This window comes from Achromobacter sp. ISS7 (assembly GCF_056523125.1).
In genome coordinates this window covers 2,163,912-2,190,399 of the sequence record NZ_JAWRZD010000001.1, presented here as the reverse complement: position 1 = coordinate 2,190,399, position 26,488 = coordinate 2,163,912, and the positions used below count along the sequence as shown (strand labels likewise).

The 26,488-nt window shown below is 70.0% G+C and carries 28 protein-coding genes; 16 read left to right on the top strand and 12 right to left on the bottom strand.

All coding sequences use genetic code 11. From position 1 onward, the window contains the following. The first annotated feature begins 18 nt into the window (after positions 1 to 18). The 10 genes from mltG to hutG all read left to right on the top strand — a co-directional run bounded on the left by mltG (position 19) and on the right by hutG (position 8,902). The gene (gene mltG / locus AC1HFW_RS09845) at positions 19 to 1,155 is read left to right on the top strand and encodes an endolytic transglycosylase MltG (RefSeq protein WP_061071026.1); all 1,137 of its coding nucleotides are present in this window, start codon (positions 19 to 21) and stop codon (positions 1,153 to 1,155) included. Beyond that, positions 1,152 to 1,775 (top strand): dTMP kinase, encoded by a 624-nt coding sequence (gene tmk, locus AC1HFW_RS09840; protein ID WP_479283011.1) that lies wholly within the window; start codon positions 1,152 to 1,154, stop codon positions 1,773 to 1,775. The genes mltG and tmk overlap by 4 nt, the downstream gene beginning before the upstream one ends. Next, positions 1,772 to 2,821, top strand: coding sequence for a DNA polymerase III subunit delta' (gene holB, locus AC1HFW_RS09835; protein WP_479283009.1), 1,050 nt, complete (start codon positions 1,772 to 1,774; stop codon positions 2,819 to 2,821). Before tmk ends, holB begins: the two co-directional genes overlap by 4 nt. A 76-nt stretch (positions 2,822 to 2,897) precedes the next feature. Further along, a complete protein-coding gene (locus AC1HFW_RS09830; RefSeq protein ID WP_116522850.1) occupies positions 2,898 to 3,668 on the top strand; it encodes a TatD family hydrolase in 771 nt (256 codons plus the stop codon). Between the two features lie 40 nt (positions 3,669 to 3,708). Beyond that, entirely contained in the window at positions 3,709 to 4,641 is a 933-nt protein-coding gene (locus tag AC1HFW_RS09825) for an ankyrin repeat domain-containing protein (protein ID WP_479283007.1), read from the top strand. 249 nt (positions 4,642 to 4,890) lie between these two features. Next, positions 4,891 to 5,631: an IclR family transcriptional regulator gene (locus AC1HFW_RS09820; RefSeq protein WP_205413656.1), complete on the top strand. Its 741-nt coding sequence runs from the start codon at positions 4,891 to 4,893 to the stop codon at positions 5,629 to 5,631. A 136-nt stretch (positions 5,632 to 5,767) separates the two neighbouring features. Next, positions 5,768 to 6,511 carry a transporter substrate-binding domain-containing protein gene (locus AC1HFW_RS09815; protein ID WP_006395331.1) on the top strand — a complete coding sequence of 248 codons (744 nt, stop codon included), beginning with the start codon at positions 5,768 to 5,770 and terminating at the stop codon, positions 6,509 to 6,511. After that, on the top strand, positions 6,508 to 7,176 hold the full coding sequence (locus AC1HFW_RS09810) for an amino acid ABC transporter permease (RefSeq protein ID WP_006395330.1): 669 nt from the start codon (positions 6,508 to 6,510) through the stop codon (positions 7,174 to 7,176). The genes AC1HFW_RS09815 and AC1HFW_RS09810 overlap by 4 nt, the downstream gene beginning before the upstream one ends. Further along, positions 7,173 to 7,955: an amino acid ABC transporter ATP-binding protein gene (locus AC1HFW_RS09805; protein ID WP_047992730.1), complete on the top strand. Its 783-nt coding sequence runs from the start codon at positions 7,173 to 7,175 to the stop codon at positions 7,953 to 7,955. The genes AC1HFW_RS09810 and AC1HFW_RS09805 overlap by 4 nt, the downstream gene beginning before the upstream one ends. Further along, on the top strand, positions 7,952 to 8,902 hold the full coding sequence (gene hutG, locus AC1HFW_RS09800) for a formimidoylglutamase (RefSeq protein ID WP_479283004.1): 951 nt from the start codon (positions 7,952 to 7,954) through the stop codon (positions 8,900 to 8,902). The genes AC1HFW_RS09805 and hutG overlap by 4 nt, the downstream gene beginning before the upstream one ends. Before the next feature lie 79 nt (positions 8,903 to 8,981). Here the strand turns inward: hutG and AC1HFW_RS09795 are convergent, their stop codons facing one another. Next, positions 8,982 to 10,655: an FAD-binding oxidoreductase gene (locus tag AC1HFW_RS09795; RefSeq protein WP_241073357.1), complete on the bottom strand. Its 1,674-nt coding sequence runs from the start codon at positions 10,653 to 10,655 to the stop codon at positions 8,982 to 8,984. Positions 10,656 to 11,151: 496 nt separating this feature from the next. On the opposite strand from AC1HFW_RS09795, the gene AC1HFW_RS09790 reads away from it, so the two are divergent. After that, on the top strand, positions 11,152 to 12,441 hold the full coding sequence (locus AC1HFW_RS09790) for a Glu/Leu/Phe/Val family dehydrogenase (protein WP_006395326.1): 1,290 nt from the start codon (positions 11,152 to 11,154) through the stop codon (positions 12,439 to 12,441). Positions 12,442 to 12,592: 151 nt separating this feature from the next. Here AC1HFW_RS09790 and AC1HFW_RS09785 read toward each other — a convergent pair whose 3' ends face one another. The 6 genes from AC1HFW_RS09785 to AC1HFW_RS09760 form a co-directional block, all read right to left on the bottom strand. Then, on the bottom strand, positions 12,593 to 13,411 hold the full coding sequence (locus AC1HFW_RS09785) for an RsiV family protein (protein WP_035360450.1): 819 nt from the start codon (positions 13,409 to 13,411) through the stop codon (positions 12,593 to 12,595). Between the two features lie 64 nt (positions 13,412 to 13,475). Next, the gene (locus AC1HFW_RS09780; protein WP_006385314.1) at positions 13,476 to 14,252 is read right to left on the bottom strand and encodes a lipoate--protein ligase family protein; all 777 of its coding nucleotides are present in this window, start codon (positions 14,250 to 14,252) and stop codon (positions 13,476 to 13,478) included. Further along, the gene (locus tag AC1HFW_RS09775; protein WP_479283002.1) at positions 14,249 to 14,524 is read right to left on the bottom strand and encodes a lipoate protein ligase C-terminal domain-containing protein; all 276 of its coding nucleotides are present in this window, start codon (positions 14,522 to 14,524) and stop codon (positions 14,249 to 14,251) included. Before AC1HFW_RS09775 ends, AC1HFW_RS09780 begins: the two co-directional genes overlap by 4 nt. Positions 14,525 to 14,565: 41 nt before the next feature. Further along, positions 14,566 to 15,030, bottom strand: coding sequence for an N-acetyltransferase family protein (locus AC1HFW_RS09770; RefSeq protein WP_479283001.1), 465 nt, complete (start codon positions 15,028 to 15,030; stop codon positions 14,566 to 14,568). An 11-nt stretch (positions 15,031 to 15,041) separates the two neighbouring features. Next, positions 15,042 to 15,740, bottom strand: a complete 699-nt coding sequence (locus AC1HFW_RS09765) for a glutathione S-transferase N-terminal domain-containing protein (RefSeq protein ID WP_061071034.1) — start codon at positions 15,738 to 15,740, stop codon at positions 15,042 to 15,044. A gap of 125 nt (positions 15,741 to 15,865) precedes the next feature. Beyond that, the gene (locus AC1HFW_RS09760) at positions 15,866 to 16,765 is read right to left on the bottom strand and encodes a DMT family transporter (RefSeq protein WP_479283000.1); all 900 of its coding nucleotides are present in this window, start codon (positions 16,763 to 16,765) and stop codon (positions 15,866 to 15,868) included. 122 nt (positions 16,766 to 16,887) lie between these two features. Here AC1HFW_RS09760 and AC1HFW_RS09755 point away from each other — a divergent pair, with 122 nt between their 5' ends. Beyond that, positions 16,888 to 17,355: an Lrp/AsnC family transcriptional regulator gene (locus AC1HFW_RS09755; RefSeq protein ID WP_061071036.1), complete on the top strand. Its 468-nt coding sequence runs from the start codon at positions 16,888 to 16,890 to the stop codon at positions 17,353 to 17,355. On the opposite strand, the gene AC1HFW_RS09750 is transcribed toward AC1HFW_RS09755, so the two are convergent. The 4 genes from AC1HFW_RS09750 to AC1HFW_RS09735 form a co-directional block, all read right to left on the bottom strand. Beyond that, on the bottom strand, positions 17,352 to 17,846 hold the full coding sequence (locus AC1HFW_RS09750) for a glutathione peroxidase (RefSeq protein WP_006395316.1): 495 nt from the start codon (positions 17,844 to 17,846) through the stop codon (positions 17,352 to 17,354). The genes AC1HFW_RS09755 and AC1HFW_RS09750 overlap by 4 nt on opposite strands. Before the next feature lie 15 nt (positions 17,847 to 17,861). Next, on the bottom strand, positions 17,862 to 19,064 hold the full coding sequence (locus AC1HFW_RS09745; protein WP_238889436.1) for an MFS transporter: 1,203 nt from the start codon (positions 19,062 to 19,064) through the stop codon (positions 17,862 to 17,864). Positions 19,065 to 19,194: 130 nt separating this feature from the next. Continuing rightward, on the bottom strand, positions 19,195 to 20,397 hold the full coding sequence (locus AC1HFW_RS09740; protein WP_479282998.1) for a DUF1501 domain-containing protein: 1,203 nt from the start codon (positions 20,395 to 20,397) through the stop codon (positions 19,195 to 19,197). A gap of 23 nt (positions 20,398 to 20,420) precedes the next feature. Continuing rightward, positions 20,421 to 22,004 carry a DUF1800 domain-containing protein gene (locus AC1HFW_RS09735; protein WP_479282996.1) on the bottom strand — a complete coding sequence of 528 codons (1,584 nt, stop codon included), beginning with the start codon at positions 22,002 to 22,004 and terminating at the stop codon, positions 20,421 to 20,423. 268 nt (positions 22,005 to 22,272) lie between these two features. Here AC1HFW_RS09735 and AC1HFW_RS09730 point away from each other — a divergent pair, with 268 nt between their 5' ends. After that, complete coding sequence (locus AC1HFW_RS09730; RefSeq protein ID WP_080977441.1) at positions 22,273 to 22,605, top strand: hypothetical protein; 333 nt, start codon at positions 22,273 to 22,275, stop codon at positions 22,603 to 22,605. Positions 22,606 to 22,629: 24 nt separating this feature from the next. Here AC1HFW_RS09730 and AC1HFW_RS09725 read toward each other — a convergent pair whose 3' ends face one another. Continuing rightward, on the bottom strand, positions 22,630 to 23,502 hold the full coding sequence (locus AC1HFW_RS09725) for a LysR substrate-binding domain-containing protein (RefSeq protein WP_479282995.1): 873 nt from the start codon (positions 23,500 to 23,502) through the stop codon (positions 22,630 to 22,632). 76 nt (positions 23,503 to 23,578) lie between these two features. Here AC1HFW_RS09725 and AC1HFW_RS09720 point away from each other — a divergent pair, with 76 nt between their 5' ends. From AC1HFW_RS09720 to AC1HFW_RS09710, 3 genes are read left to right on the top strand one after another with little or no spacing between them, the layout of a single operon-like run. After that, positions 23,579 to 24,724: a four-carbon acid sugar kinase family protein gene (locus AC1HFW_RS09720; protein ID WP_479282993.1), complete on the top strand. Its 1,146-nt coding sequence runs from the start codon at positions 23,579 to 23,581 to the stop codon at positions 24,722 to 24,724. After that, positions 24,721 to 25,746 (top strand): 4-hydroxythreonine-4-phosphate dehydrogenase PdxA, encoded by a 1,026-nt coding sequence (gene pdxA / locus AC1HFW_RS09715; protein WP_479282991.1) that lies wholly within the window; start codon positions 24,721 to 24,723, stop codon positions 25,744 to 25,746. The genes AC1HFW_RS09720 and pdxA overlap by 4 nt, the downstream gene beginning before the upstream one ends. 25 nt (positions 25,747 to 25,771) lie before the next feature. Beyond that, entirely contained in the window at positions 25,772 to 26,485 is a 714-nt protein-coding gene (locus tag AC1HFW_RS09710; protein WP_116521843.1) for a 4-hydroxythreonine-4-phosphate dehydrogenase, read from the top strand. The last annotated feature ends 3 nt before the right edge of the window (positions 26,486 to 26,488 follow it).

The window sequence follows — 26,488 nt, the reverse complement described above, 5'->3', positions numbered from 1 at the left end:
ATTAAACTTCCCAGACTTATGAAGAAGCGACTCCGTTTTTACGTCCTGTGGTCATTCCTGCTCATCGTGCTGGCCGTCGCCGCGACCGTCGGCGCCGCCTGGCACTGGATGCATCGACCCATTCCCCTGTCGGCCGACAGGATCGATTTCGTGGTGGACCCGGGCAGCAGCCCGCGCACCGTCGCGCGCGCGCTCAACGCGGCGGGCGTGCCGGTCTGGGAGCCGGGTTTCGTCTGGATGGCGCGCCTGACCGAACAGGACAAGCTGATCAAGGCGGGCGGCTACCAGGCCATCAACGGCGACACGCCCTGGCTGCTGCTGGAACGCATGGCGCGCGGCGACATGACCCAGCGCCAGATCACCTTCCTGGAAGGCTGGACCTTCCGCCAGATCCGCCAGGCGCTGCGCGAGAATCCCGACGTCAAGCAGACCCTGGGCGACATCAGCGATGAGGCCCTGATGGAGCGCCTGGGTTCGGACATCAAGCATCCGGAAGGCCTGTTCTTCCCGGACACCTACATCTTCACGCCGGGCAGCTCCGACTACGACCTGCTGCGCCGCGCCTACCAGGAAGGCCAGCGCATCCTGGACGACACCTGGTCCAAGCGCCAGGCCGACCTGCCGCTGTCCACCCCCTACGAGGCGCTGGTGCTGGCCTCCATCATCGAGAAGGAAACCGGCCATGGGCCGGAGCGCCGCCGCGTCTCGGGCGTGTTCACCAACCGCCTGAAGATCGGCATGCTGCTGCAGACGGACCCCACCGTCATCTACGGCATGGGCGACGCCTACCAGGGCCGCATCCGCAAGCGCGACCTGCAGACCGACACGCCCTGGAACACCTATACCCGTCCGGGCCTGCCGCCCACGCCGATCGCCGCCGCCGGCCGCGCGGCGCTGCTGGCCGCGGTGCAGCCCGAGCAGCACAAATTCCTGTTTTTCGTCTCGCGCGGCAACGGCACCAGCGAGTTCTCGGTGAACCTGTCCGAGCACAACCGCAACGTCTCCCGCTATATCCTGGGCCAGACGCCGGCGGCCCGCCCGGCGCCGGCGGGCAAGCCCGCCGCGCCCGCGCCTGCCGCCGCGCCGGCGCCCGAGACGGCACCCACTTCCACGCCGGACGACGATCCGGCGCCAGCACAAGGACAAGAACAATGACCTCACGCGGACGCTTCATCACGCTGGAGGGGGTCGACGGGGCCGGCAAGAGCACGCATACCGAGTGGATCGCCGAGTTCCTGCGCGGCCAGGGCCTGGAGGTGGTCTCCACCCGCGAGCCCGGCGGCACGCCGCTGGGCGAAAAGCTGCGCGCCCTGGTGCTGACCGATCCGATGGGCCTGGATACCGAGACCCTGCTGATGTTCGCCGCCCGCTGCGAGCACCTGCACCAGGTGATCGAGCCGGCGCTGGCGCGCGGCGCCTGGGTGGTCTGCGATCGCTACACCGATGCCACCTACGCCTACCAGGGCGGCGGCCGCGGCCTGGGCGCCGCCCGCGTGGCGGCGCTGGAAACCTGGATGCAGGCCGGCCGTCCCGACCGCACCTGGCTGTTCGACGTGCCGCTGGCGGTGGCGCGGGCGCGCCTGGCCGATGCCCGCGAGCCCGACCGCTTCGAGCGCGAGGGCGCGGCCTTCTTCGAACGCACGCGCGCGGCCTACCAGGCCCGCGCCGCCGCCGAGCCCGACCGCATCCAGGTGATCGATTCGACCCGCGCCATTCCCGAGATCCGCGCCGAGCTGGAAGCCGGCCTGCGCCAACTGGTGGCGGCCCGTTCATGAGCGCGCCCCAGTTCCTGCCCTGGCAGATGGAGACGGCGCGGGCCTGGCTGGGCAACCGCGAGCGCTTCGCCCACGCCTGGCTGGTGCACGGCCTGGCCGGCATCGGCAAGCTCGACTTCGCCAATGCCGCCGCCGCCAGCCTGCTGTGCGAGACGCCGCAGGACGGCCTGGCCTGCGGCCATTGCGCCGCCTGTGCCTGGTTCGCCAGCGGCAACCATCCCGACCTGCGCCGCATCCGGCCCGAGGCCGTGGCGGTCGAGGAGGGCGCCGACGCCGCCGAAGGCGCGGAAGAGGCCGAGCCGGCCACGGGCAGCGCCAAGAAGGCGCCGTCCAAGGAAATCCGCATCGACCAGATCCGCTCGCTGGAATCCTGGTTCAACACCGCCACCCACCGCGGCGGCTGGCGGGTGGCGCTGCTGTATCCGGCGCACGCGCTGAACGTGGTATCGTCCAACGCCTTGCTCAAGGTGCTGGAAGAGCCGCCGCCGCATACCGTGTTCCTGCTGGTGGCCGACGCGCCCGACCGGCTGCTGCCGACGCTGGTGTCGCGCTGCCGCCGCCTGCCGCTGCCGGCGCCCGATGCCGACACCGCGCTGCAATGGCTGCGCGACCAGAACGTGGAGCCGGCGCGCGAATGGCTGGCTGCGGCCGGCGGCGCGCCGCTGGCCGCATTGCGCCTGGCGCAGAACGCCGAAACCGCCTGCCCGCCGTGGCTGACCCAGCTGGTCGGCCCGCTGGCCAAGGGCCAGACGCCCGACGTGGGTACCCTGGCGGAAGCGCTGGAAAAGGCCGCGCCGGCCGAATGGATCGACGCGCTGCAACGCCTCTATACCGACCTGATGCTGGCCGCCGCCGGCGCGCCGGTGCGTTACTTCCCGGCGCTGGCCGCCGCCGTGGTCGAGGTGGCCAAGCGCATGAACACGGCGCGCGCGGCCGAAGCCGCGCGTTGGCTGACACGCCAGCGCGCCCTGGCCACGCACCCTCTGAACGGCAAGCTTTTCGCCCACGCGACCCTGCAGCGCGTGGTGCTATCCTGCCAGCCATAACCCGTCGTGACGCCGTCGCCCGCCCGCTTGTCCGGGCGGCCGCTGGGGGCGTCGCGCCATCCCTGATACAAGCCACATGTACGTCGATTCCCACTGCCATTTGAATTTCCCCGAGCTGGCGGCCGACCTGCCCGCCATCCTCGAACGGATGGCCGCCAACCAGGTGACCCACGCGCTGGTGGTCAGCGTCAACATGCCCGAATGGCCGGGCCTGATGTCGCTGGTCGAGCCGCAGCCGAACCTGTGGGCCTCGGTCGGCGTGCACCCCGACTACGAAGACACGCCCGACCCCGAGCCCGAGGAGCTGGCGCGCCTGGCGGCCCACCCCAAGGTGGTGGCCATCGGCGAGACCGGCCTGGACTATTACCGCCTGTCCGAGCCGCTGGACTGGCAGCGCGAGCGCTTTCGCCGCCACATCCGCGCCGCGCGCGATACCGGCCTGCCGCTGATCGTGCACACGCGCTCGTCGGCCGAGGACACGGTGCGGATGCTGCGCGAGGAGGGAGCCGCCGAGGTCGGCGGGGTGATGCACTGTTTCACCGAGACCTGGGAAGTGGCCCAGGCCGCGCTCGACCAGAATTTCCATATCTCGCTGTCCGGCATCGTGACGTTCAAGAACGCGCACGTGGTGCACGAGGTGGCCGCCAAGGTGCCGCTGGACCGCCTGCTGATCGAGACCGACTCGCCGTACCTGGCGCCGGTGCCGTACCGAGGCAAGCTCAATGACCCGTCCAAGGTGATCCACGTGGCCGAGAAGATCGCCGATCTCAAGGGCATCAGCGTGGCCGAAGTGGCACGTGCGTCGACGGAGAATTTCTTTAATCTTTTCAACAAGATAAAGAAATAATTTAATGTTAAATATTTAAAGTAAATTATCAGGAATGCCCATGGCTGCCAGCGCTGCGTTCTCCCGTCACCGCCTCGTCTCGCACTGCCGCAGCGCGCTGCTGGCGCTGTGTGTCGCCGTCTCGACGCCGGCGTTGGCCCAGGCCGCCAATCCGTCGGACTGGTGGGTCTACGTCGCCAACGACTACACCGACGAGATCAAGGACCTGCTGGCGCAGGGGGCCGATCCGAATGTGCGCTACCGCAATGGCCAGCCGGCCCTGATGCGGGCGGTGGCGGACGGCGCGTGGAAGGTCTTCGACGTGCTGGCGGCGCATCCGCGCACGGACGTGAACATCGAGAATCCGGCTGGCGAAACACCCTTGATGTACCTGGCCATCGCCGGTCAGGTGGATCGCGCCCGCGCGCTGATGGCGCGCGGCGCCCAGGTCAACCGCCTGGGCTGGACGCCGCTGCACTATGCGGCATCCAAGGGCCAGTTGGCCATGGCGCAACTGCTGCTGGAGCATAAGGCGATGGTGAACGCGCCAGCGCCCAACGGCGAAACGCCGCTGATGATGGCGGCGCTGTCGGGCAACAAGGCGATGGTGGAGCTGCTGCTGAAGGCCGGCGCCGACGTCACCACGCGCGATACCAAGGACCAGAACGCCGCGGACTGGGCGCGCACTGGCAAGTCGACCAGCCTGGCCGCCGAGCTGCAGACGCTGATCGCCCAGCAGGAGGCGGCCAAGCGCGCCCGCCGCGCCAGCGGGCCGGCGGAGCCGGAACCCGACCCGGTGGAGGCCGCCGAGGCGGCGCCCGGCGTGGCCCCGGCCGACACCACCGCGGCGCCTGCCGCCGTGCAGCCCGCGCCGCTGGACGCGCCGCCGCCGCTGGCCCAGCCGGCCGCGCCCGCCAAGCCGGCGAATACGCCCAATGTGGGCGGCGTGTCCGGGGTGCGCCTGAACAACTACGACAAGCCCGCGACGCCCTGATCGCGGCCGCGTCCCGCTGGTTCCGAAACCCGCCTTCCGGCGGGTTTTTTATTGCCGGTCGCGGGCGGGGAGGGGCGCGCGCGCTGGTGTCGGGACCACGGCCTGGCCAGGCGCCAGCAAGCTTCGGGGGATGGCTTTGTGATCGTGCGTTTCGGGGTTTTCCCTGTAGTTTCTCAGAGAATGGGAAAAATTTCGGTTGTAACCACCATAAATTGATAATCTCGCCGCCATCACCACCAGGAGTGCTTGTTGATGGATCAGTCGGTTGGACCGGGCGCGGACCGGGTGCTTTACGTGTTGGCCACGCTGGCCCGGCACGATGGCCCCCTGAGCATCGCCGCGCTGGCGGAGAAGACCGGCCTGGCGCAGAGCACGCTCTACCGCCAGGTGGCGCTGCTCAAGCGCTGGGGCTTCGTCGCCGAGCACGAGGGCGAGTACGGCCCCGGTCCGCTCTGCGTGCAACTGGCCTGGGGTTTCGACCAGTCGTCGTTCCTGATCCATGAAGCGCAGCCGGACATGGCGGCATTGGCCGCCGCGTCGGGCGAGACCATCGGCCTGCTGGTGGCGGTCAAGGACCAGGCCGTGTGCCTGGACATGGTCGAGAGCCAGCATCCGCTGCGCTGTTCCTTCACCAAGGGCCGCGGCCTGCCGCTGGCGCGCGGCGCCTCGGCCAAGTCGCTGCTGGCCTTCATGCCGGTTCCGCGCCAACAGGCCGCGCTGGCCATCCTGGCGCGGGAGTCGGGCGTGGACCCGGCCCGCCTGGCCGACGAACTCGAGGCCATCCGCGCCCAGGGGTATGCCGTGACCGACAGCGAAGTCGACGCCGGCGTCTGGGGCGTGAGCGTGCCGATCTTCCAGCGCGCCAACCAGGCGGTGGCCTCCATCACGCTGATGGCCCCGTCCACCCGCGCCGCCCAGCGGCCGCAGGCCTTCATCGACCTGACCGTCGCGGCCGCCCGCCGCATCTCGGGCAGGCTGCAGGCGCACTGACGCCGCCCGTTTCCGCATTTCACGCATCCCACGCATTCCACGTTGTCCCCGACATTCCCGCCGCCTCTCTAGACGCCATACCCCACGCCGTACCGATCGCCGTATCCGTATCCACTTTCTCCTATCAGGATTCGCCATGACTACTCGCCGCACCCTGCTGACCGCCGCCCTGACCCTGGGCCTGGCCTGGAGCATGGGCACCGCCCACGCCCAGGAAACCATCCGCGCCGTGACCGACGCCACCTTCCCGCCCATGGAATTCGTCAAGGACGGCAAGCGCACCGGCTTCGACATTGAACTGGTCGAGGCCCTGGCCGCCGCCATGGGCAAGAAGGTCGAATGGATCGACATCGACTTCAAGGGCCTGATTCCCGCCCTGCAGGCCGGCCGCGCCGACATCGCCGTGTCCGCCATCTACATCACGCCCGAGCGCAGCAAGGTGGTGGACTTCACCGACCCGTACTACGCCGGCGGCCTGGTCGTGATGACCAAGAAGGACGGCCCGATCAAGACGCTGAAGGACCTGGACGGCCGCAAGGTGTCGGTGCAGGTCGGCACCAAGTCGGTCAACTACCTGAAGGACCATTACCCGTCGGTGCAGCGCGTCGAGGTCGAGAAGAACCAGGAGATGTTCAACCTGGTGCAGATCGGCCGCGCCGATGCCGCCGTGACCGGCAAGCCGGCCGCCAAGCTGTTCGCCCAGAGCACCACCGACCTGACCGTGCTGGGAGACCAGATCACCACCGAGGACTACGGCATCGCCGTGCCCAAGAACAAGCCGGAACTGACCCGCGGCCTGAATGAAGCGCTGCAGAAGATCAAGGCCGATGGCAGCTACCAGGCCATCGTCAACAAGTGGTTCGAGGCGCCCGCGAAATGAACCTGGATTTTGCCCCCGTCTTCGCCGACTTCGACGCGCTGGTGCGCGGCGCGGTGGTCACCGTCGAGGTGACCGCCGGCGCCTTGCTGCTGGGCTGCGTCATCGGCCTGCTGGTCGGCGTCGGCCGGCTCAACCCGCAACGCAGCATCATCTACAACCTGTGCAGCGTCTACCTGCTGTTCTTTCGCGGCACGCCGTTGCTGGTGCAGCTGTTCATCTGGTTCTTTGGCCTGCCGCAGTTCGGCGTGACGCTGCCGGCGTTCGCCTGCGGCGTACTGGGGCTGGGCATGTATTCCGGCGCCTATGTGTCGGAAATCGTGCGCGGCGCGATCCAGTCGGTCGACCGCGGCCAGACCGAGGCGGCCCGCTCGCTGGGCATGTCGTCGGGCCAGGCCATGCGCATCATCATCCTGCCGCAGGCGGTGGTGCGCATGATCCCGCCGCTGGGCAACGAGTTCATCGCGCTGATCAAGAATTCGGCGCTGGTGTCGCTGTTGACCATCCATGACCTGATGCACGAAGGGCAGAAGATCATCAGCGTGTCGTACCGCTCGCTGGAAACCTATCTGGTGGTGGCGCTGATCTACCTGGTCCTGACCACGGCTGCCATGTTGATACTGCGCAGGATCGAGCAACGCCTGCGCGCGGGGGGGATGGTGCAATGAACGCCGCGAATCCGAAAGAAATGATCCGCATCCGCGGCCTGCAGAAATCCTACGGCGACCACGCCGTGCTGCGCGGCATCGACTTCGATGTGCTGCCGTCGCAGGTGGTGGTGGTGATCGGCCCCAGCGGTTCGGGCAAGAGCACCTTGCTGCGTTGCTGCAACGGGCTGGAAGTGGCCCAGGGCGGCACCGTGGAGATCTGCGGCCAGATGCTGCAGAACGAGGGCGAGCAGTTGCCCGAGGCCGCGTTGAACCGCCTGCGCATGCAGGTCGGCATGGTGTTCCAGGGCTTCAACCTGTTCCCGCACCTGTCGGTGCTGGACAACGTCACCGTCGGCCCGCGCACGCTGCGCGGCATGGGCCGCGACGAGGCCAATGCGCTGGCCGAGGACCTGCTGCGCAAGGTCGGCCTGGCGCAGAAGATGTCGGCCATGCCGGCCAGCCTGTCGGGCGGCCAGAAGCAGCGCGTGGCGATCGCCCGCGCGCTGGCGATGCAGCCCAAGGTCATGCTGTTCGACGAGCCGACCTCGGCGCTGGACCCGGAGCTGGTGGGCGAAGTGCTGCAGGTCATGAAGCTGCTGGCGCGCGAAGGCATGACCATGATGGTCGTGACCCACGAAATGGGCTTTGCCCGCGACGTGGCCGACGTGGTGGCGGTGATGGATGGCGGCGTGATCCTGGAATCCGGGGCGCCCGAGGTCATCTTCAGCCAGCCGCGCGAAGCCCGCACCCGTGAATTCCTGCAGGCCGTGCTGAGCACCGGGCAGGGGGCGGCATGACGGCGGCGCAACTCGACAGGAGCCTGTGGACCGCGCGCGACGACAGCGCCGAGCGCGGCGATACGCGCCGGCTGGCGCACATCGTCGAGGCTGCCGCGGGGCAGGCCCCGGCGGCGGGCGAACCGGTGCTGCTGGGCTTTGCCTGCGATGCCGGCGTGGCCCGCAACCAGGGCCGCACCGGCGCGGCCGCCGGCCCGGCCGGCATCCGCAAATACATGGCCGGCCTGCCGGCGCACGGCCTGACCCGGCTGCTGGATGCGGGCGACGTGGCCTGCGAAGGCGACCAATTGGAAGACGCGCAGGAGCGCCTGGGGCTGGCGGTGGCCGACCTGCTGCGCCAGGGCGCCCGCCCGCTGGTGCTGGGCGGCGGCCACGAGATCGCCTGGGGCAGCTTCCAGGGCCTGGCGCGCTGGCTGGCCGAGCGCGGCGACGACGGTCCGGTGCTGGTGCTGAACCTGGACGCGCATTTCGACCTGCGCACCGGCCGGCCGGGCAGTTCCGGCACGCCGTTCGACCAGATCGCGCATTACTGCGAGGCGCAGGGGCTGGCGCTGCAATACGCCTGCCTGGGCGTGTCGCGGCTGGCCAATACGCCGGCGCTGTATGCGCGCGCGGCTGAAGTGGGCGCGGTGTGGGTCGAGGATCGCGACATGCAGGAGCGCCACCTGGCGGCGCGCCTGGCGAACGTCGACGCCTTGCTGGCGCGGGCGCGCCACGTGTACCTCACGATCGACCTGGACGTGCTGCCGGCGGCGGTGATGCCGGGCGTGTCGGCGCCGGCGCCCTATGGCGTGCCGATGGCGGTGATCGAGGAGATCGTGCTGCGCGTCAAGGCCAGCGGCAAGCTGCGCCTGGCCGACATGGCCGAGTACAGCCCGCGCTTCGACATCGACGGCCATGGCGCCCGCGCGGCGGCGCGCCTGGCCTGGCAACTGCTGTCCGCCTGAAGCGGTTCGCGGCGGACACCCGCCGCGAACCCCCGGCCCGCCGTCACGCCCGCCATGGCGCGCGTGACGGCGGGCTTTTTCACGCCTGCGGCGCGGCCAGCGGGATCGACATCTCGTGGTGGAAGAGATTGTCGGGATCGACGCTGCGTTTGGTGGCGATCAGCGCGGCGGTCTTGTTGCCGTAGTACAGGTCGAGCCACTGCGGATCGACGTGGCTGTGGCTGGCGTCGGTGTACTTCATGTCGGTGTCGGGGTAGTTGATGTAGCACCCCTCGAACGGCGAGCCCGGCTGGTTGCTGGGCTTGCCACCGTACTGCGCGAAGTACTCGTCGTACAGGTCGGCGATCCACTTGATGTGGAAAGCGTCCTCGGCCGGGTTGGTCCAGTACACCTGGAACTGCGACTTCAGCAGCGACGAGCGCTGGCACACGCTGGTCGGGTTGGCGCTCTCGTCGTTGCGGTTGATGCGGCCGCCGTACGAGTCGATCTGCACCAGCGCCTGGTTCAGCCGCGGGTCGTCCGAGCCGTTCAGGTATTCCCACATGGCCATGATCTCGACGTCGCTGAAATTGGCCTTGTGATACGCGGACTTGTACTTGCCGCGCTGGTTGCTGCCCGAGCCGTTGATGCTCTGCGTCAGCCACAGCCAGTCCATCTTCTGCGCATCGTTGACCGCATGGGCCAGCATGCGCGGCGCCGGATGGACCACGCGGTGCGACGGGCCGTACCAATGCGTGGACAGGTTGACGGCGGGCGCGGCGCTGGCCGCCGCGTTCATGGTGGCGACGAAGTCCAGGAACGGCTGGTCGCGCGCGCCGCCGACCTTGCCGTCCTTGCCGGTGTACTGGATGCTGAGCACCACGTCGCCGGTGGAGCGGTGCTGCACCTTCAGCAGCGTGAACAGGCCGCCGTTGGCCTTGGCAGGGTCGGGGCTGTTCCAGTCGGCGTCATGGTCGGCGAACCACTGCCAGTAGGCGCGCATGAAGCGGGCGAAGTTGGCGCGGCCGGCCGTGCCGGTGCCGAAGCTGGCCCAGGGGTAGGACAGCGACAGCCAGTAGGCTTCCTGCGGCGCCGCGGGCAGGTCGGCGTAGTAGTAGGTCAGGATGATGCCGTAGTTGCCGCCGCCGCCGCCGCGGCAGGCGATGAACAGGTCGCGGTCGGCGCCGGTGCTGTGCAGGTTGACGTGCTTGGGCACCAGCTTGCGCGCGCCGGGGCCTTGCGGCACCAGGATGTCCACGCCCGACAGCCAGTCCACCGTCAGCCCGTGCAGGCGCGACAGCAGGCCGTAGCCGCCGCCGACGATGTGGCCGCCCGAACCGACCGAATAGCACGAGCCGCCGGGCAGGGTGCGGTTGGCGGTCTTGTACAGGTCCAGATAGCCGTCCCAGTTCTGGTTGCCCGATGCGGCCGCGAAACGGTAGCGGGCGGCGGGGTTCCAGGGCGAGGCGATGTCGCCGGCCTCGCGGTAGCGCAGGCCGGTCATCAGGCTCAGGTCGATGATGGCCAGGGGCTGGCCGTGGTCCTGCGGCAGTTTGTTGGCCACGAAGCCTTCGTAGCAGTGGCCGCCGCTGCGCACCGTGATGCGGCAGCCCTGGGCCAGCGCGGCGTTGGCCGCGTCCAGCACGTCCTGCGGGGTCTTGCAGACGTAGATGGCGTTGGCGCCCTGGCCCGTGGTGGGGAAGCGCAGGTTGAAACCCTTTTGCAGGGTCGCGTAACGCGGGTCATTGCTGTCAATCAGGGAAAAATCCGACATGCGCACCTCTATGGTTGATTTTCATAAGTGCAGGATGCAAGCGGGGGTCGCCCGCCGGCAACGCGGGATGACAAGCTTTGGAAAGCCGCCGGTGCCGGGTACCGCTAAAACCGGGGCCGGTTGATTCTGGGTCAAGTGGATGACGGTTTCAAGCGGAATGCGACAGGCGTCCGGGGCGGGCTGACACGCGGGTGTGATGTGGCGGCGGGCGGGGCGCGAGCGAGGCGCCCGGCGGTCGAGCCGGCAGGCCCGGCGTGTCGCGGGCGGGCGTGCGGGGCTGGGCCGCGCGGCCGGCGCCGAATGGGCGAAGCGGGCGCCGCGCAGGCTGGACGCTGCCGGCGCGCAGGGCTAGGATAGGCGCAGCGTTTCGGCAGGCTCGGTGACGCTCACGGTCTTCATTTCCTTATTGTGTCCCCAATTAATATTTTTTCTGAAAATATGGGGACGCATAAAGGATATGGATAAAATGGCGCAACTTTGTCAGGAGAGCATGTTCATGTCTCAAACTCCCACCCATGCCTTGCCGTCTTATCTGAATGCCGAAGAACTCGGCCCCTGGGGTAATTACCTGCAACAAGTCGATCGGGTCACCCCGTATCTCGGATCGCTGGCGCGCTGGGTCGAGACCCTGAAGCGCCCGAAGCGCTCGCTGATCGTCGACGTGCCGATCGAGCTGGACAACGGCAGCGTGGCCCACTTCGAAGGCTATCGCGTGCAGCACAACACCTCGCGCGGCCCGGGCAAGGGCGGCGTGCGTTTCCACCAGGACGTGACCCTGTCGGAAGTGATGGCGCTGGCCGCGTGGATGTCGGTCAAGAACGCCGCGGTCAACCTGCCGTACGGCGGCGCCAAGGGCGGCATCCGCGTCGACCCGCGCAAGCTGTCGCAATCCGAACTCGAGCGCATGACGCGCCGCTACACCTCGGAAATCGGCGTCATCATCGGCCCGTCCAAGGACATTCCCGCCCCTGACGTGAACACCAACGCCCAGACCATGGCCTGGATGATGGACACGTACTCCATGAACGAAGGCTCGACCGCCACCGGCGTCGTGACCGGCAAGCCGATCGCGCTGGGCGGCAGCCTGGGCCGCGTCGAGGCCACCGGCCGCGGCGTGTTCGTGGTCGGCTGCGAAGCCGCGCGCGACCTGAACATCGACGTGTCCAAGGCGCGCGTGGTGGTGCAGGGCTTCGGCAACGTGGGTGGCACCGCCGCCCGCCTGTTCCATGAAGCCGGCGCCAAGGTCATCGCGGCGCAGGACCACACCGGCACGGTGCACAACGCCGCCGGCCTCGACGTCCACAAGCTGCTGTCGCACGTGTCGCAGCATGGCGGCGTGGGCGGCTTCTCCGGCGGCCAGGCCCTGGACAAGGACGAGTTCTGGACGCTGGAAACCGAATTCCTGATCCCGGCGGCCCTCGAAAGCCAGATCACCTCGGCCAATGCCGCCAAGGTGCGCGCCAAGATCGTGGTGGAAGGCGCCAACGGCCCGACCACCCCGGAAGCGGACGACATCCTGGCCGAGAATGGCGTGTACGTGGTGCCGGACGTGCTGGCCAACGCCGGCGGCGTGACGGTGTCGTACTTCGAATGGGTGCAGGACTTCTCCAGCTTCTTCTGGAGCGAGGACGAAATCAACCAGCGCCTGGAACGCATCATGCGCGAGGCCTACGCCTCGATCGCGCTGGTGGCCAGGGAGCACAAGGTGACGCTGCGCACCGCCGCGTTCATCGTGGCTTGCACGCGCATCCTGCAGGCCCGCCAGGTGCGCGGCCTGTACCCGTAAGTCCTTCTGGCGCCGGGCTTCGGCCCGGCGCGGGAGGAGCGCGAGGAAGACAGGAAAACCGCCCCGACAGGGGCGGTTTCCATTTGGGGCGCGGCGTTGGACGGGACGCGCCGGCCGTGGCGCGATGGCGGCCGCCACCGCGCAGCGGTCTTCATGACTTCGGCAGCAGTTCCGGCTTGAGGATGCCGCGCAGGTCGGCGTAGGGGATGCTCAGCTCGGGCTCGCCGTACGAGTACGGCGCGATCGAGTAGGCGTCGTACTTGACCACGATGCCGTCGCGCGTGAGCGCGAAGTTGTCGCTTTCCTGGAACGGCCACATCTTGTTGTAGGCCGCCGGATCGCGCTTGGCGTCGCTGTTGCCGGCCAGCCACTTGGCGTGGGCGCGCTGCAGCGCGGCGACGTATTCGGCGCGGCGACCCGGGATCAGGGCCTCGTCCAGCGCCATGACGCGGCCGCGGCTGCGTTCCCAGTTCAGGTACTGGGTGGCCGGGATGCCGTGCGCGGCGCCGGTCAGGAACTGCTCGGTGTGCAGCTCGATCGAGACGATGTCGCCGACGGTGTCCTTGACGCTGGCCTTGAAGTAGGTGGCGTCGCGCGGGCGCGCGGTGGACCAGAAATACTGGGTGTATTCCGACAGCGTCTCGTAGGGGCCGCGGCGGTTGGCGTCGGTGCCGGTCATGTAGGCCAGCACGTGGTCGACCAGCGCGCTCAGCTTCGGGATGCCGGGGAAGGCCACGCTGTCGATCTCGATGCGCGGGCAGTCGCCCTTGCAGTCGGGCTTGTTGGACGCCCACTTGATGCGCTCGGTGGCGAGGTCGCCGATCTTCTCGGGCGTGGCCGTGCTGGCGGCCGCCGTCGGCGACTCCAGCGTGATGTTGGCGGGGGGCGAACTGCCGCAGCCGGCCAACGCCAGCAGGGCGGCTCCCAGGACCGCGGCGGACAGGCCGCGCGGCATACGGGGACGACGCATTGAACTACCTCCAGAAAACCCGGCCGCGCGCGGGCGCGGCCGTCCAACGGTTGCCCGCGGCGGATCAGGGAACGACCGCGGTCCATTCGGGCGTGGAGAACTTCTCGGCGGCCTGGGCCTCGGCCTGGGCCAGCGTGGCGGCGCCCAGCTGGCCCGGCGTCAGCCGGTGCAGGCTGGCGAAGGTATCCACCATGCGCTGGATGATGACCTCGCGCGCCAGCCCGGTCTGGGTGCGCAGCGGGTCGACGCGCTTCTTGGCGCTGGTGGTGCCCTTGTCCGACAGTTTCTCGCGCCCGATGCGCAAGACTTCCACCATTTTATCGGCGTCGATGTCGTAGGACATGGTGACGTGGTGCAGCACCGCGCCGGCGCGGCGCGCCTGGGCGGCGCCGCCGATCTTGCCGATGTCCGAGGCGATGTCGTTGAGCGGCTGGTACCAGGCCTTGATGCCCAGCCCCTGCAGCGCCTGCAGCACCCAGGCGTCCAGGAACGCATAGCTTTCCTGGAAGCTCATGCCGTGCACCAGCGCCTGCGGCGCGCTCAGCGAATAGGTGATGCTGTTGCCCGGTTCGATGAACATGGCGCCGCCGCCGCTGACGCGGCGCACGACCTCGATGCCGTGGCGCCGGGCGCCCTCGGGGTCGACTTCGTTCTTGAGCGATTGGAAGCGGCCGATCACGACCGCGGGCGCCGACCATTCCCAGATGCGCAGGGTGGGCGGGCGCGTGCCGGCGCCGACTTCGTCGGTGATGACGGCGTCCAGCGCCATGTGCAGCGCGGGGCGCTGCGGGGCTTCGTGGATCAGTTGCCAGTCGTAGTCGTTCCAGTCGGTGCGCGTCATGCCAGCGCCCTCCGCAGCACCACCGCCACGGCCTCGGCCGAGAAGCCGAACATTTCGGTATTGGCGGGCAGCGCCGACTGCACCGCCAGCACCAGTTCCAGCTCGCCGGCGTCGGCGGGCAGGCCGTTCAGGCCGGCGTTGATGGCTTCCAGCGCCTCCGGCGGCTCCAGGAAGAAATCACCGCTGATGCGGACATCGGCCAGGCGGCCGTCGCGGACTTCCAGGTCCGCGACCACCAGCTTGCCGCCGGGGACTTTGTATTCGCCGTGCATGGGGCGCTCCTTTGATAATCAGGGCCTGCGCCGGGCGGCGGCTACAGGCTCAGTTTCATGCCGTCGTGGCTGGCCTTGAACCCGAGGCTTTCATAGAAGCGACGGGCGTCGGGCCGGGCGCGGTCGGTGGTCAGCTGCACCATCTCGCATCCCTGCGAGCGGCACTGCTCGATGGCCCACTCGAACATGGCGCGCCCCAGGCCCTGGCCGCGCGATGACGAGGCGATGCGCACGCTCTCGATCTGTCCGCGCCATTGGCCCAGCCGCGACAGGCCGGGTATGAACGATAACTGCAAACAGCCGACCAGGCGCGCGTCGCGCTCGACCACCGCGAAGAACTGGTTCGAGTCCTGCTCGATGGCGGCAAAAGCCGCAGTGTAGCGGGGGTTGAGCGGAATCGAGGGATCTTCGCGCTTGGCGCCCAGTTCGTCGTCGGCCAGCATGGCCACGATGTCGGGCAGGTCGTCGGCGCGCGCGCGGCGGAAAAGCAGGGGGGAATCGGTCATCGCGGCCTCGCTCAGCGCACGTTCTGGGCGGTCTGGCCGAACAGGATGCGACGCGATTCGTCATCGCTGACGGACGGCGCGGTGTTGACCTTGTCGGCCAGTGCGTAGGCGCGCTGCACGGCCGGGCGGGCGGCGATGGCGTCGAACCAGCGCTTCAGGTGCGGGAAGTCGTTCAGGTCCTGGCCCTGCTTGGCGTGCGGCACGATCCAGGGGTAGGCGGCCATGTCGGCGATGGAGTAGTCGCCGGCGACGAATTCGCGGTCGGCCAGGCGCTTGTTCAGCACGCCGTAGAGGCGGTTGGTTTCCTTGACGTAGCGTTCGATGGCGTAGGGGATGCGCTCGAGGGCGTAGCCCGAGAAGTGGTGGTTCTGGCCGGCCATGGGGCCCAGGCCGCCCATCTGCCAGAACAGCCACTGCGAGACCTCGGCGCGGCCGCGCAGGTCGGCGGGCAGGAAGCGGCCGGTCTTCTCGGCCAGGTACTGCAGGATGGCGCCGGACTCGAACAGCGACAGCGGCGCGCCGCCGTCGGCCGGCTGCCGGTCGACGATGGCGGGAATGCGGTTGTTGGGCGCGATGGCCAGGAACTCGGGCTTGAACTGGTCGCCCTTGCCGATGTTGACCGGGTGGATCTCGTACGGCAACCCGGTTTCTTCCAGGAAAATCGTGATCTTGTGGCCGTTCGGGGTGGTCCAGTAATAGAGATCGATCATGGGGATTCCTTAGCGTCTTGGCGCCGCCGGCCAATGCCGGCGGATCGGAAGGCCCATGATAGCGGCGCGAGGGGCGGGCGGCCGAATACCCGGGGGCGCGGTGCGGGTTTGGCCCGCCGCCCGGGTCAGGCCGCGCCGGGCCGGGCGCCGCCGCACAGGCGCCACTGCCAGTTCAGGCTGACGCCGGCGGCCGCCACGAAGATCATGGCCACGCCCAGCACCTGGGTGGCGTCCATGCGGTGGCCGTACACCACCAGGTCCAGCAGGATCGCCACGGCCGGGTAGATGAAGCTGAGGGCGGCGGTCGAGGTGGTGGGCAGCTTCTGGATCGCCGAGTACATCAGGATGTACATCAGACAGGTGTGGACCAGGCCCAGCGCCACCAGGTAGCCCCATTGCAGCGGCGCCGCGGGCAGCGCCTGGAAGTCGGCCATGGGCAGCAGCATCACCGCGCCCAGCGTCACCTGCACCAGCGCCAGCACCTGCGGCGGGATGCCCTTCAGGCGCTTGACGATGACGGCGGTGATGCCATAGAGGGCCGCCGCGCCCAGCCCCAGCAGCAGGCCCGACAGATAGGCGTCGCCGCCGCCGTGGTCGGTGAGCTTGAGCACCAGCATCAGGCCGGCGAAGGCGATCACCGACCACGCCAGCTTGCCGCGCGTGGGGCGTTCGCCCAGGAACAGCGCGCCCAGGCCGATCAGGAAGAAGGGCTGCACGTTGTAGACGGCGGTGGCCAGCGAGATCGACGCCAGGCGGTAGGCCGAGAACAGCAGCACCCAGTTCAGCACCAGCGCGGCGCCGGCGGCCAGGGCCAGCGCCAGCGTGCGGGCCGTGAACAGGCCGGGCTTGAGCAGGCCGCGGGCCCAGCAGTACAGGAACAGCGACAGGGCGCCGAAGACGCAGCGGAAGAACACCACGTTCCAGGCGCTCTGGCCGGATTCGAGGACGAACACGCCCAGGGTGCCGGACAGGGTCATGGCGGCGGCCATCTGGGCCAGGCCGAGGCGATCGGATGAGGGGGACATGGAAGGCTCCAGGGGACCGTGCGGTCCGCGATTCGATGGAGAAATTATCCCAGGCCGATCGGGCCGGTTATATGATGTTGCTGCGGCGGATTCGTCGTTGAACCTTCGTTCGGGTGGAATTTATGCAGAATGACCTAAAGAATGAAAGCCCGGTCCTGGATGGTATCGATCGCCGCCTGGTGGAGATGCTGACGGCCAACGCGCGCACCACCACCGCCGACCTGGCGCGCCAGGTCGGCATGTCCGCGCCGAGCGTGGCCGACCGCCTGCGGCGGCTGGAGGAATCGGGGGTGATACGCGCCTACACGCTGGACGTGGATCCGGTGGCGCTGGGCTATACGCTGGAGGCGATCGTGCGCATCCGGCCATTGCCGGGGCAGTTGCGGCGGGTCGAGGGGCTGATCCAGCAGATCCCGGAATTCGTCGAATGCGACAAGGTCACGGGCGACGACTGCTTCATCGCGCGGGTGGTGCTGCGCTCGATCACGCACCTGGACGGCATCCTGGAGCGCGTGACCGAGTTCGCCGAGACCAACACCGCCATCATCAAGGCGCACACCGTGCGCCGCCGCCTGCCGCCGTTGCGTTAAACGGCGGGCGCCGCCAGGGCGCGGACGATGTCGTCCTTCAGGCCGGCCGGGGTGTCGGTGGGGGCGTAGCGCTTGATCACCTGGCCATCGCGGCCCACCAGGAACTTGGTGAAGTTCCACTTGATGCCCTCGGTGCCGAAGACGCCGGGCTTTTCGCCCTTGAGCCAGCGGTACAGCGGGTCGGCGTCGGCGCCATTGACGTCGATCTTGGCGAACAGCGGGAAGGTGATGTCGTACTGCGTGGTGCAGAAGTCGAGGATCTCGGCCTCGTTGCCCGGCTCCTGGCGGCCGAACTGGTCGCAGGGAAAGCCCAGCACCGTCAGGCCGTCTTCGCGCAGGGCGCGGTACAGCTCTTCCAGGCCCGAATACTGCGGCGTGAAGCCGCATTTCGAGGCCACGTTCACCACCAGCAGCACCCGGCCGCGGTAGGCGGCCAGCGGCTGGTCGGCGCCGTGGATGTCGCGGGCCGAGAAATCGTAGATCGTGCTCATGCGGGCTCCTTGGAGTCAGGCGTCGGAACGGGACGAGGCCAGCGCGCCGGGTTGCGGCGGCTGCGCCATCCCGGCGTGGCGCCCATAGTAGCGCGTGCCCCACAGGGTCAGCAGCAACACCGCCGCGGTGATGGCGGCCGACATCCACGGCAGGTCGGTCAGCGGCAGGCCATGGCCCAGCGCCAGGCTGCCGAGCCAGGCGCCGCCGGCGTTGCCCAGGTTGAAGGCGCCCTGGTTCAGGGTCGAGGCCAGGTTGGGGGCTTCGGCCGCCTGGTCCACGATCAGCGTCTGCAGCAGCGGCACCACGGCAAAGCCGAGCGTGCCCCAGATGAAGGTCATCACCAGCATCGGCGCCAGCGCGTGGATGGCCTGGCTGAGCGCCAGGAACACCAGCAGCAGGCCCAGGAAGATGCGGCGCAGCGACACTTCCAGGTTGCGGTCGCCCAGCTTGCCGCCGAGCGTGCTGCCCACCGTGAGCGCGACGCCGAACAGCAGCAGCACGCCGGTCACGCCGCGTTCGGACACGCCGGTGATGTCGCGCAGGATCGGCGCGATGTAGGTCAGCACGCAGAACAGCGCGGCCGAGGCCAGCACGCTGGCCAGCAGCGGCCACAGCACGCGCACGTCGCGCAGCACGCGGAACTCGCGCAGGATGTTGCCGGGTTGCATGGGAATGCGGCCGGGCAGCCAGGCCGCCAGCGCCGCCACCGCGGCCAGGCCGATGCCGCTGACCACCCAGAAGGTCGAGCGCCAGCCCGCCACCTGGCCCAGCGCGGTGCCCAGGGGCACGCCCAGCACATTCGCCAGCGTCAGCCCCGTGAACATCAGCGCGATGGCGCTGGAGCGCTGGTGGCGCGGCACCAGGTCGGCGGCCACCACCGCGCCGATGCCGAAGAAGGCGCCATGGCAGAAGGCGGTGAAGACGCGCGCGGCCATCAGCGTGGCGTAGCCCGGCGCCATCGCACAGAGCAGGTTGCCCAGCACGAAGGTGCTGGCCAGGCCGATCAGCGTGGCCTTGCGCGGCAGGCGCGCGGTGATGATGGCCATGATGGGGGCGCCGATCACCACGCCCATGGCGTAGCCCGTGATCAGCAGGCCGGCGATGTCGATACTGACGTCCAGGTCGGCGGCAACGTTGGGCAGCAGGCCCATGATGACGAATTCGCTGGTGCCGATGCCGAAAGCGGCGGCGGCCAGCGCGATGAGATGCAGGGGCATGTAAAACCGGGGAGAGGGCCGGGCGCACGGGGCCGCGGCGACAGGGAAGGGAGCGCGAATTTTAGAGCAGCCGCGCGCGCGCGCCGCCGCAAATCCCTGTTGCCGATGCGGGTATACCCTTGGTCTGCGTTCAGACCAGTTTCAGGTCGAGCGGCGTGGTGCCCGGGAACACCTGCGCCAGCCGGGCCGGCGGCAGGCCATACAGGCGCGAGAACAGGCCGGCGAACAGCGCGCGGTATTCATTGAGCACCGGGTAGTCGCGGTCCTGGAACAGGGTGTCGCGTTTGACCGGGACCTGGCGGCCGGCGATGCGGCCGCCCCGCACATTGCCGCCCAGCACCCAGTAGACCGTGCCGTGGCCGTGGTCGGTGCCCTTGTTGCCGTTTTCGCGGAAGGTGCGGCCGAATTCGCTGATGACGACGACCGTGGCCTGTTTCCAGGCCGGGCCCATGGCATCTGCGTAGCCGGCCAGCGCCCGGCCCAGCTGGCCGAGCCGGTTGGCCAGCATGCCGCTGGCGCCGCCCTGGCCGACGTGGGTGTCCCAGCCGCCGACGTCGACGAAGCCCAGGTTGTAGCTGTCGCGCATGAAGCGGCCGATGCGGCGCGCTTCCTGCTCCAGCCTGTCGGCCGACACGGCGTTGCCGCTGGCGGCCTCCATTTCGGCGTCGATTTCGGCGCGCGTGGCGCCCATGATGCGCTGGCCCTCGGCGACCGAGGCGCCCAGGTCGGTGTACTGGTACATGGCGGCGATGGCGCGGTTGTCGGCCTCGGACAGGCGCGACTTGCGGGCCGCGCCGCCCAGGTCGATGTTGGGCACGCGCTCGGCACCGCGGAAGATCTGCGGCACCTCGGAGGTGAAAGCGGCCGCCTGCATGTCCTTGCCGTCGAGTGCGGCGGCCAGGCGGTTCAGGAAGCCCGTGCGGAAGTCGCCGCTCCTGTCGCGGGCCGCGCCCTGGCCGAGTTCGATGCGGTTCTGGGTCTCGAAGTGGCTGCGGCTGGTGTCGTCGGTGCCGGCGAACGGCACGAAGGCCAGCTGGCGCTTCTGGTAGAAGGGCATCAGGCTCTCGGCCAGCGCCGGGTGCAGGGCCCAGCCGTCGGCCAGGGGCAGGGCGGCGCCGGCGCCGCTGCCGGGCCTGGCGATGGCGATGCCCGGGCGCGACTCGTAATAGAAGTCGCTGTTGGCGGGCACCAGCAGGCTGGCGGCGTCGTAGGCGCCGCGCATGAAGACGACCAGCAGCTTGTTGTTGGCGGCGGCCGGCGCGGCGTACAGGCGGCTGGCGCCGAAGACGAGCGGCGCCGAGGCCATGAGTTGCAGTATGCGGCGGCGATCCATGGGGTTTCTCCTGCGGCAGCGGCTCAGCGCCGCATGAATTCGGGCGAGGCCAGCAGATAGGTGTTGGCGTCCTTGGGGTTCTTCGCTTGCGCGATGGTGTCGCGGGTGGCGGGCGACAGGCGCGCGAACAGGCCGTCGCCGGCGTTCTCGCGCAGCAGGTCGGGCATGCGCGGTAATTCCACCGGTCCCTTGTCGTCGCCCTCGCGGTAGAAGGCCTGGGGCGCGGCGGCGATGGCGCGCGCCACTTCGAAGCGCGCGGTCATCTGGCCCGAGCCGGCCCAGTCCGACTGCGCCTGCGGATAACCGTCGGGCGTCAGGCGCTGGTTCAGCGGCTGGCCCAGTTGCCGCAGCATGGCCAGGCCCGGGCGCGGGTTGACGATGGGCGGCAGGTCGGCGTAGGTCAGCCGCAAGGCCGAGTACACGTAGTGCACGGGGTCCTTGAACACGCCGGCCTTGAGCGACTGCGTGAATTCCGGCGAGCCGTACAGCGTCTGCAAGGTGGCGGCGATGTCGCCGTCGCTGGCCAGGAAGGTCCGCGCCATCTTGTCGATGACCGAGGCCGGCGGCGCGTCGCCCATGAAGTAGGCGGCCAGCTTGGCGCTGATGAAGCGCGCGGTGGCGGGATGGCGCGCCAGCAGGTCCACGGCCTCGTCCACCTCGGCCAGGCCGGCGCCGCGGATGGAGTGGCCCAGGAACTGTTTGTCGCCGTAGTCGTGGCGCGCCGGGTTGAACAGGAACAGGCCGTCCAGCACCACCTGGCCGCGCAGCGCGGGCCGGACCTTGGGCGGGCCCGCCTGGTTGTGGATGCCCAGGCCGGTGAGGATGCGCGCCAGTTCCTGCACGTCGGCCTGCGTGTAGCCGCCCTTGACGCCCAGCGTGTGCAGCTCCATCAGTTCGCGCGCGTAGTTCTCGTTGATGTGGCCGGCGGCGTTCTGGGTGTTGTCCAGGTACGCCAGCATCGCCGGCGAACGCAGCGTGGCCGCCAGCAGGTCGCGGAACTTGCCGAGCGCGTGCGGGCGGATGGCGCGTTCCTCGTATTGGTCGATATAGGTGCCGACGTCGTTCTTGGCCGCGTAGACGTTGAAGTGGTTCATCCAGAACCAGGTCATCTGCTCCTGTAGCTGGTTGGGCGAGTACAGCGCGCGGTAGAGCGCGCGGCTGGCGGTGTCGTCGGCGCGCTGGCGCGAAATGGCGCGGGCGTCGCGCTGGGCCTCCTGCTTGCGGCCGGGGTCGGCGTCCTTGGCATCCTGGCGCAGGCCGCGCTGCTCGGCGTGCGCGTCCTCGGCGCTCTGGCGCGAGATCGACAGGGCGTCGATGCGCTGCTGCACGGCGGCGGGCAGGCGCGCCCTCGGATCGGGATGCAGTTGCGCCTGCAGATAGCGCTGCGGACCGAGTTCGCGCATGCGCGCCAGCTCGGCCGGGGTGGCGCCCCAGGTGATGCGGTTGACCAGCGCGGCGTCGAGCGCCTGGGCCTCGGCGTCGTGGCCGTTGGCGGCGGCGTTGGGCGCGGCGGGCGGCGCGGCCAGCAGCGGGGCGGCAAGCGCCAGGGCCGCCAGCGGCGGCAGCCGGGGCGCCAGGCGGCGCAGGAGGAGGCGCATGTTCGGCATGAAGCGGCACCTTGCGGGTTGACGGTTGCGGCCTGCCGTCAGCAGGCGGTCAGGGTCGGCCGCGCGAGACGCGGCGGGCCCTGAGCGTGTGACAGGATAGTCGCACCGCCATTCCCGTCGCGACGCCGCTTGAAACGCAAGGAAACCGATGCTTGTGCGATGCGCCGCCGCTTTCCCTGCGCGGCGCGGGGCCATTGCCGCCGATGCGCGGCCAGCGGCCTATCATGTGCCATCGCAGTCAGCGCAATCGGCGCAAAGGAGGCCGGCCATGCGGGAAATGATCGATCGTCTGGAAACCATGTTGGCCAAGGGCACCGACAACATGTTGTTGCGATTTTCGCTGGGCAAGGCCTACGCCGAGCAGGAGTGCTACGGCGACGCCGAGACGCACCTGCGCGCCTCGCTGGTCTTCGATCCGGCGTACTCGGTGGCCTGGAAATGGCTGGGCAAGGCCTGCCTCGGCCGCGGCGACAAGGCCGGCGCCCGCGCCGCCTGGGAATCGGGCCTGAAGGCGGCGCAGGCGCGCGGCGACAAACAGGTCGAAAAGGAATTGCTGGTGTTCATCAAGCGGCTCGACAAGGACGCCGCGGTGCCGCAATAACGGCGCCCGGATCCGTCCTTCGCGTCAGGCCTCGGCCACCGCCTCGGCCAGCCACCGCTTCAGCGCCGCCAGCGCCGGCGCCGCGCCCGCCGGGGCGCCGCGCGACTCGATCAAGCCATAGTGCGAGCCGTCCGGGGCGAATCCGGCCGGCGCGACCAGCCGCCCGCTGCGCAGGTCGTCCTGCGCCAGCAGGCGCGGACTGAGCGCCACGCCCAGGCCGGCGGCGGCCGCTTCCACCATCAGGAAATGATGATCCAGGTGACGGCTGGCGCGCGGCGCGGGATGCCCCGCCTGGCGCAGCCAGTCGTCCCAGGCGCGCGGCCGGGTGCGCGAAGACAGCGCCACGTAGTCGCCGGCCTCGAACGCGGGCAACAGCGACGGCGCCATCACCGGCCCCATGCTCTCTGCCATCAGCGGGGTGACGATCCAGTCGGGATGCACCGGGAAGTCCAGGCGCCGCAGCGCCAGCGTGACCTGGTCGCGGGCGAAGTCCAGCGGTCCGCCGCCCACCGACAGATGCAGCTCGATATCCGGATGCCGGTCCTGGAACAGCGACAGGCGCGGAATCAGCCAGCGCATGGCGACCGAACGTTCACACGACAGCACCACGGGGCGCTGCGCGTCGCGCGCCTGCAGGGTGTCGATGGCGTCGTGGATCAGCGCCAGCGCGCGGCCCATGGACGAGGCCAGCAATTGGCCGCCGTCGGTGATGCGCAGGCCGCGTCCGGCCGGTTCGACCAGCGTCAGGCCCAGGTCATCGGCCAGCTTCGTCACGCGGCGGCTGACCGCGCCGTGGGTCAGCGACAGTTCGTCGGCGGCGGCGCGCACGGACCCCAGGCGCGCCACCGCCTCGAAGGCGCGCAGGTCGTTCAGCGAGGGACGGCGGGTGGCTGGCATTGGTGATGATATATCACGAATAAACGTCAGAAATGATGGATTTTACTGCGGGGTGATCTGCATTTTAATCACCGGTATGGACACTCCGGAACTGCTTTCTCCCCGCGTCGGCATCATCGCCGACGATCTGACCAGCGCCGCCGATGGCGCCGGCCCGTTCCTGCCCTGGGCCGGTTCGGCGCGGGTGCGCCGGGGCGTTGCCGGGCCGGCCGGGGAATGCGTGCTGTCGGTCGACACCGGCAGCCGCGGGCAGCCCGAAGCCGACGCCGTGGACGCGGTGGCGCGGGCCGCCGCCGCGCTGGCCGGGCGCGGCATTCTCTACAAGACCGTGGATTCCACCCTGCGCGGCCACGTCCGGGCGGAGCTGGCCGCGGCGCTACACGCCAGCGGGCGGCGCCTGCTGGTGGTGGCGCCGGCCTTTCCCGAGGCCGGGCGCGTGACGCGCGGCGGTATCCAGTACGTGCATGGCGAGCGGGTCGACGCCAGCGTCTATGCCGCCGATCCGGTGCATCCGGCGCGCGCCGCGCGCCTGCTCGACCTGATCGATCCGGCCAGCGGGCCGGCCCGGGTGGTGGCCGAGGACGCGGACCCGGCGCAATTGCGCGACGCCGCGCGCAACGCCAGGGTGCTGGTGCTGGACGCGACCACGCAGGCGGCGCTGGACGAGCGGGTCGCGCAATTGTGGACGCACGGCTCCTGCCTGTGGGCCGGGTCTCCCGGCCTGGCCCGGGCGCTGGCGGCGCGCTGCGGCGACGCGGCTCCCGGCCTGGCGCGGCCGCCGCGCGCGCGCCGGGTGCTGGTGGTGATCGGCAGCGCCAATCCGGCCAGCCGGGCGCAAGGCGAGGCCCTGCGGGCCGCCGGCGCGCAGGTGGCGGACCGCGCGGACGAGATCGCCCCGGACGCCGGGCTGGCGTGCCTGATGGCGCCCGCCACGGCGCGGGCCGATCCGGCGGCGGTGCTGGCGGCGCTGGTGCGGCAGGCCATGCTCGCGCTGGCGTCGCACCGGTTCGACGGCCTGATCGCAACCGGCGGCGACACCCTGGCCGCGCTGCTCGACGCGCTGGCCATCGACGCATTTACCTTGACCTGCGAACTGGCGCCCGGCTTTCCCGCCGGAACGGCCGATTGCGCGGGTCGGCAACTGGCGATCGCCATGAAGGCGGGCGGCTTCGGCGGCCCCGAGGCCTTGCGCGACGCCGCCTGGAGACTGCTGTGCCGATGAATCCTTCCCCCGTGCGCGCCGAACGGCCCGTGCCTGCCTGGCCCATGGCCATCACCCTGGGCGACCCCGCCGGCATCGGGCCGGAGATCGTCGCCAAGACGTTGCTGTCGCCGCATTACGCCGAGCGTTGCGTGGCGGTGGGCGATCCGGCCGTGATGGCGCGCGCGTTGGCGCCGCTGGGCGCGGCCGCGCGGTTGCGGGTGGTGGCCGACGTGGACGACATCGATCCGCGGCCGGACCGCATCTGCCTGGTGCCGTCGTCCGCGCTGCCGTCGCCGCCGCCATTCGGCCGGGTCGGCGCGGACTGTGGCCGGGCGGCGTACCAGGCCATCTGCCTGGCCATCGACCTGGCGCGCCAGGGGCGGGTGGCCGGCATCGTCACCGCGCCGATCCACAAGGAAGCGCTGGCCGCGGCCGGGGTGCCGTATCCCGGCCATACCGAGATACTGGCCGAGCGCGGCGGCGCGGGCCGCGTGGCGATGATGCTGGCCAACGACGCCATCGCCACGGTGCTGGTCACCATTCATTGTTCGCTGCGCCAGGCCATCGAGCGCGCCGACTTCGAGGCGCAGTTGTCGGCGATCCGGCTGGCCCACCAGGGTGGCCGCGCGCTTGGCGCGCCGGCGCCGCGCGTGGCGGTGGCCGGCCTGAATCCGCATGCCGGCGAGGGCGGCCTGTTCGGCGACGAGGAGCAGCGCATCATCCGGCCGGCGATCGAGGCCGCGCGCCGCGAAGGCATCGATGCCTGCGGCCCGTGGCCGGGCGACACGGTATTCATGCAGGCGCGGCAGGGACGCTTCGACGTGGTGGTGGCGCAGTACCACGACCAGGGCCTGATCCCGGTGAAGTACCTGGGCCTGGAGCAGGGCGTGAACATCACCCTGGGGCTGCCGTTCGTGCGCACCAGTCCCGACCACGGCACCGCGTTCGACATCGCCGGGCAGGGCATCGCCGACCCATCCAGCCTGCGGACCGCCATCGACCAGGCCTTCCGGCTCGCCGCCCACGCGGCGGCCGCGTGAACCCCGCGCCGTTCCAGCCAATGGCTTGAACGCTACATTCGAACCCTTCATCATCCAGGACATCATGCCCGCCGACTTCATCTTCATGCTGACCCGCAACGACCGCACCGTGGCGGACGCCGCCGCCCACCTGGACACGGCGCTCGCGTGCGGGGTGCGCCACATCGGCTTCAAGGACATCGGCCAGCCGCTGCCGGTATTGCGGCGGCTGAACCGCGCCATCCGCGAGGCGGGCGCGCGCAGTTACCTGGAAGTGGTGTCGCAGGACCGGGACAGCGAGCTGGCGTCGGTGCGCGCCGCGCTGGAACTGGACGTCGACTGTCTGCTGGGCGGCACGCACGCGGCCGACGCGCTGCCGCTGCTGGCGGACTCGCGCATCCGCTATTACCCGTTTCCCGGCCAGGTCCACGGGCATCCCAGCATCCTGGGCGGCTCGCGCGAGGACATCGCGCGCAGCGCCGCGCAACTGGCCGGCCTGCCCGGCGTGCATGGGCTGGACCTGCTGGCCTATCGCGCCAGCGTCGACGTGCCGGCGCTGATGGCGCAGGTATGCGCGGCGGGCGCGCCGGTGATCGTGGCCGGCTCGCTCGACACGCCCGAGCGCATCCGGGCGGCGTGCCGCGCCGGGGCGGCGGGATTCACGGTGGGCACGGCGGCGCTGGATGGCCGCTTTGCCGCCGCGCGCGCCGGGCTGGCGGGCCAGCTGGCGGCGATCCAGGCGGCCGCGGCCGGCGCCTGAGCG

What these genes read in the sequence shown, in the direction of transcription:
- AC1HFW_RS09775 (WP_479283002.1), bottom strand. Translation starts at nt 14,524, where the DNA reads ATGCACGGCGAATACAAAGTCCCCGGCGGCAAGCTGGTGGTCGCGGAC.
- holB (WP_479283009.1), top strand. Translation starts at nt 1,772, where the DNA reads ATGAGCGCGCCCCAGTTCCTGCCCTGGCAGATGGAGACGGCGCGGGCC.
- AC1HFW_RS09725 (WP_479282995.1), bottom strand. Translation starts at nt 23,502, where the DNA reads ATGCCAGCCACCCGCCGTCCCTCGCTGAACGACCTGCGCGCCTTCGAG.
- AC1HFW_RS09790 (WP_006395326.1), top strand. Translation starts at nt 11,152, where the DNA reads ATGTCTCAAACTCCCACCCATGCCTTGCCGTCTTATCTGAATGCCGAA.
- AC1HFW_RS09830 (WP_116522850.1), top strand. Translation starts at nt 2,898, where the DNA reads ATGTACGTCGATTCCCACTGCCATTTGAATTTCCCCGAGCTGGCGGCC.
- AC1HFW_RS09825 (WP_479283007.1), top strand. Translation starts at nt 3,709, where the DNA reads ATGGCTGCCAGCGCTGCGTTCTCCCGTCACCGCCTCGTCTCGCACTGC.
- AC1HFW_RS09770 (WP_479283001.1), bottom strand. Translation starts at nt 15,030, where the DNA reads ATGACCGATTCCCCCCTGCTTTTCCGCCGCGCGCGCGCCGACGACCTG.
- AC1HFW_RS09795 (WP_241073357.1), bottom strand. Translation starts at nt 10,655, where the DNA reads ATGTCGGATTTTTCCCTGATTGACAGCAATGACCCGCGTTACGCGACC.
- AC1HFW_RS09750 (WP_006395316.1), bottom strand. Translation starts at nt 17,846, where the DNA reads ATGAGCACGATCTACGATTTCTCGGCCCGCGACATCCACGGCGCCGAC.
- AC1HFW_RS09720 (WP_479282993.1), top strand. Translation starts at nt 23,579, where the DNA reads ATGGACACTCCGGAACTGCTTTCTCCCCGCGTCGGCATCATCGCCGAC.
- AC1HFW_RS09755 (WP_061071036.1), top strand. Translation starts at nt 16,888, where the DNA reads ATGCAGAATGACCTAAAGAATGAAAGCCCGGTCCTGGATGGTATCGAT.
- AC1HFW_RS09810 (WP_006395330.1), top strand. Translation starts at nt 6,508, where the DNA reads ATGAACCTGGATTTTGCCCCCGTCTTCGCCGACTTCGACGCGCTGGTG.
- mltG (WP_061071026.1), top strand. Translation starts at nt 19, where the DNA reads ATGAAGAAGCGACTCCGTTTTTACGTCCTGTGGTCATTCCTGCTCATC.
- AC1HFW_RS09740 (WP_479282998.1), bottom strand. Translation starts at nt 20,397, where the DNA reads ATGGATCGCCGCCGCATACTGCAACTCATGGCCTCGGCGCCGCTCGTC.
- AC1HFW_RS09730 (WP_080977441.1), top strand. Translation starts at nt 22,273, where the DNA reads ATGCGGGAAATGATCGATCGTCTGGAAACCATGTTGGCCAAGGGCACC.
- hutG (WP_479283004.1), top strand. Translation starts at nt 7,952, where the DNA reads ATGACGGCGGCGCAACTCGACAGGAGCCTGTGGACCGCGCGCGACGAC.
- AC1HFW_RS09805 (WP_047992730.1), top strand. Translation starts at nt 7,173, where the DNA reads ATGAACGCCGCGAATCCGAAAGAAATGATCCGCATCCGCGGCCTGCAG.
- AC1HFW_RS09780 (WP_006385314.1), bottom strand. Translation starts at nt 14,252, where the DNA reads ATGACGCGCACCGACTGGAACGACTACGACTGGCAACTGATCCACGAA.
- tmk (WP_479283011.1), top strand. Translation starts at nt 1,152, where the DNA reads ATGACCTCACGCGGACGCTTCATCACGCTGGAGGGGGTCGACGGGGCC.
- AC1HFW_RS09765 (WP_061071034.1), bottom strand. Translation starts at nt 15,740, where the DNA reads ATGATCGATCTCTATTACTGGACCACCCCGAACGGCCACAAGATCACG.
- AC1HFW_RS09815 (WP_006395331.1), top strand. Translation starts at nt 5,768, where the DNA reads ATGACTACTCGCCGCACCCTGCTGACCGCCGCCCTGACCCTGGGCCTG.
- AC1HFW_RS09785 (WP_035360450.1), bottom strand. Translation starts at nt 13,411, where the DNA reads ATGCGTCGTCCCCGTATGCCGCGCGGCCTGTCCGCCGCGGTCCTGGGA.
- pdxA (WP_479282991.1), top strand. Translation starts at nt 24,721, where the DNA reads ATGAATCCTTCCCCCGTGCGCGCCGAACGGCCCGTGCCTGCCTGGCCC.
- AC1HFW_RS09760 (WP_479283000.1), bottom strand. Translation starts at nt 16,765, where the DNA reads ATGTCCCCCTCATCCGATCGCCTCGGCCTGGCCCAGATGGCCGCCGCC.
- AC1HFW_RS09745 (WP_238889436.1), bottom strand. Translation starts at nt 19,064, where the DNA reads ATGCCCCTGCATCTCATCGCGCTGGCCGCCGCCGCTTTCGGCATCGGC.
- AC1HFW_RS09735 (WP_479282996.1), bottom strand. Translation starts at nt 22,004, where the DNA reads ATGCCGAACATGCGCCTCCTCCTGCGCCGCCTGGCGCCCCGGCTGCCG.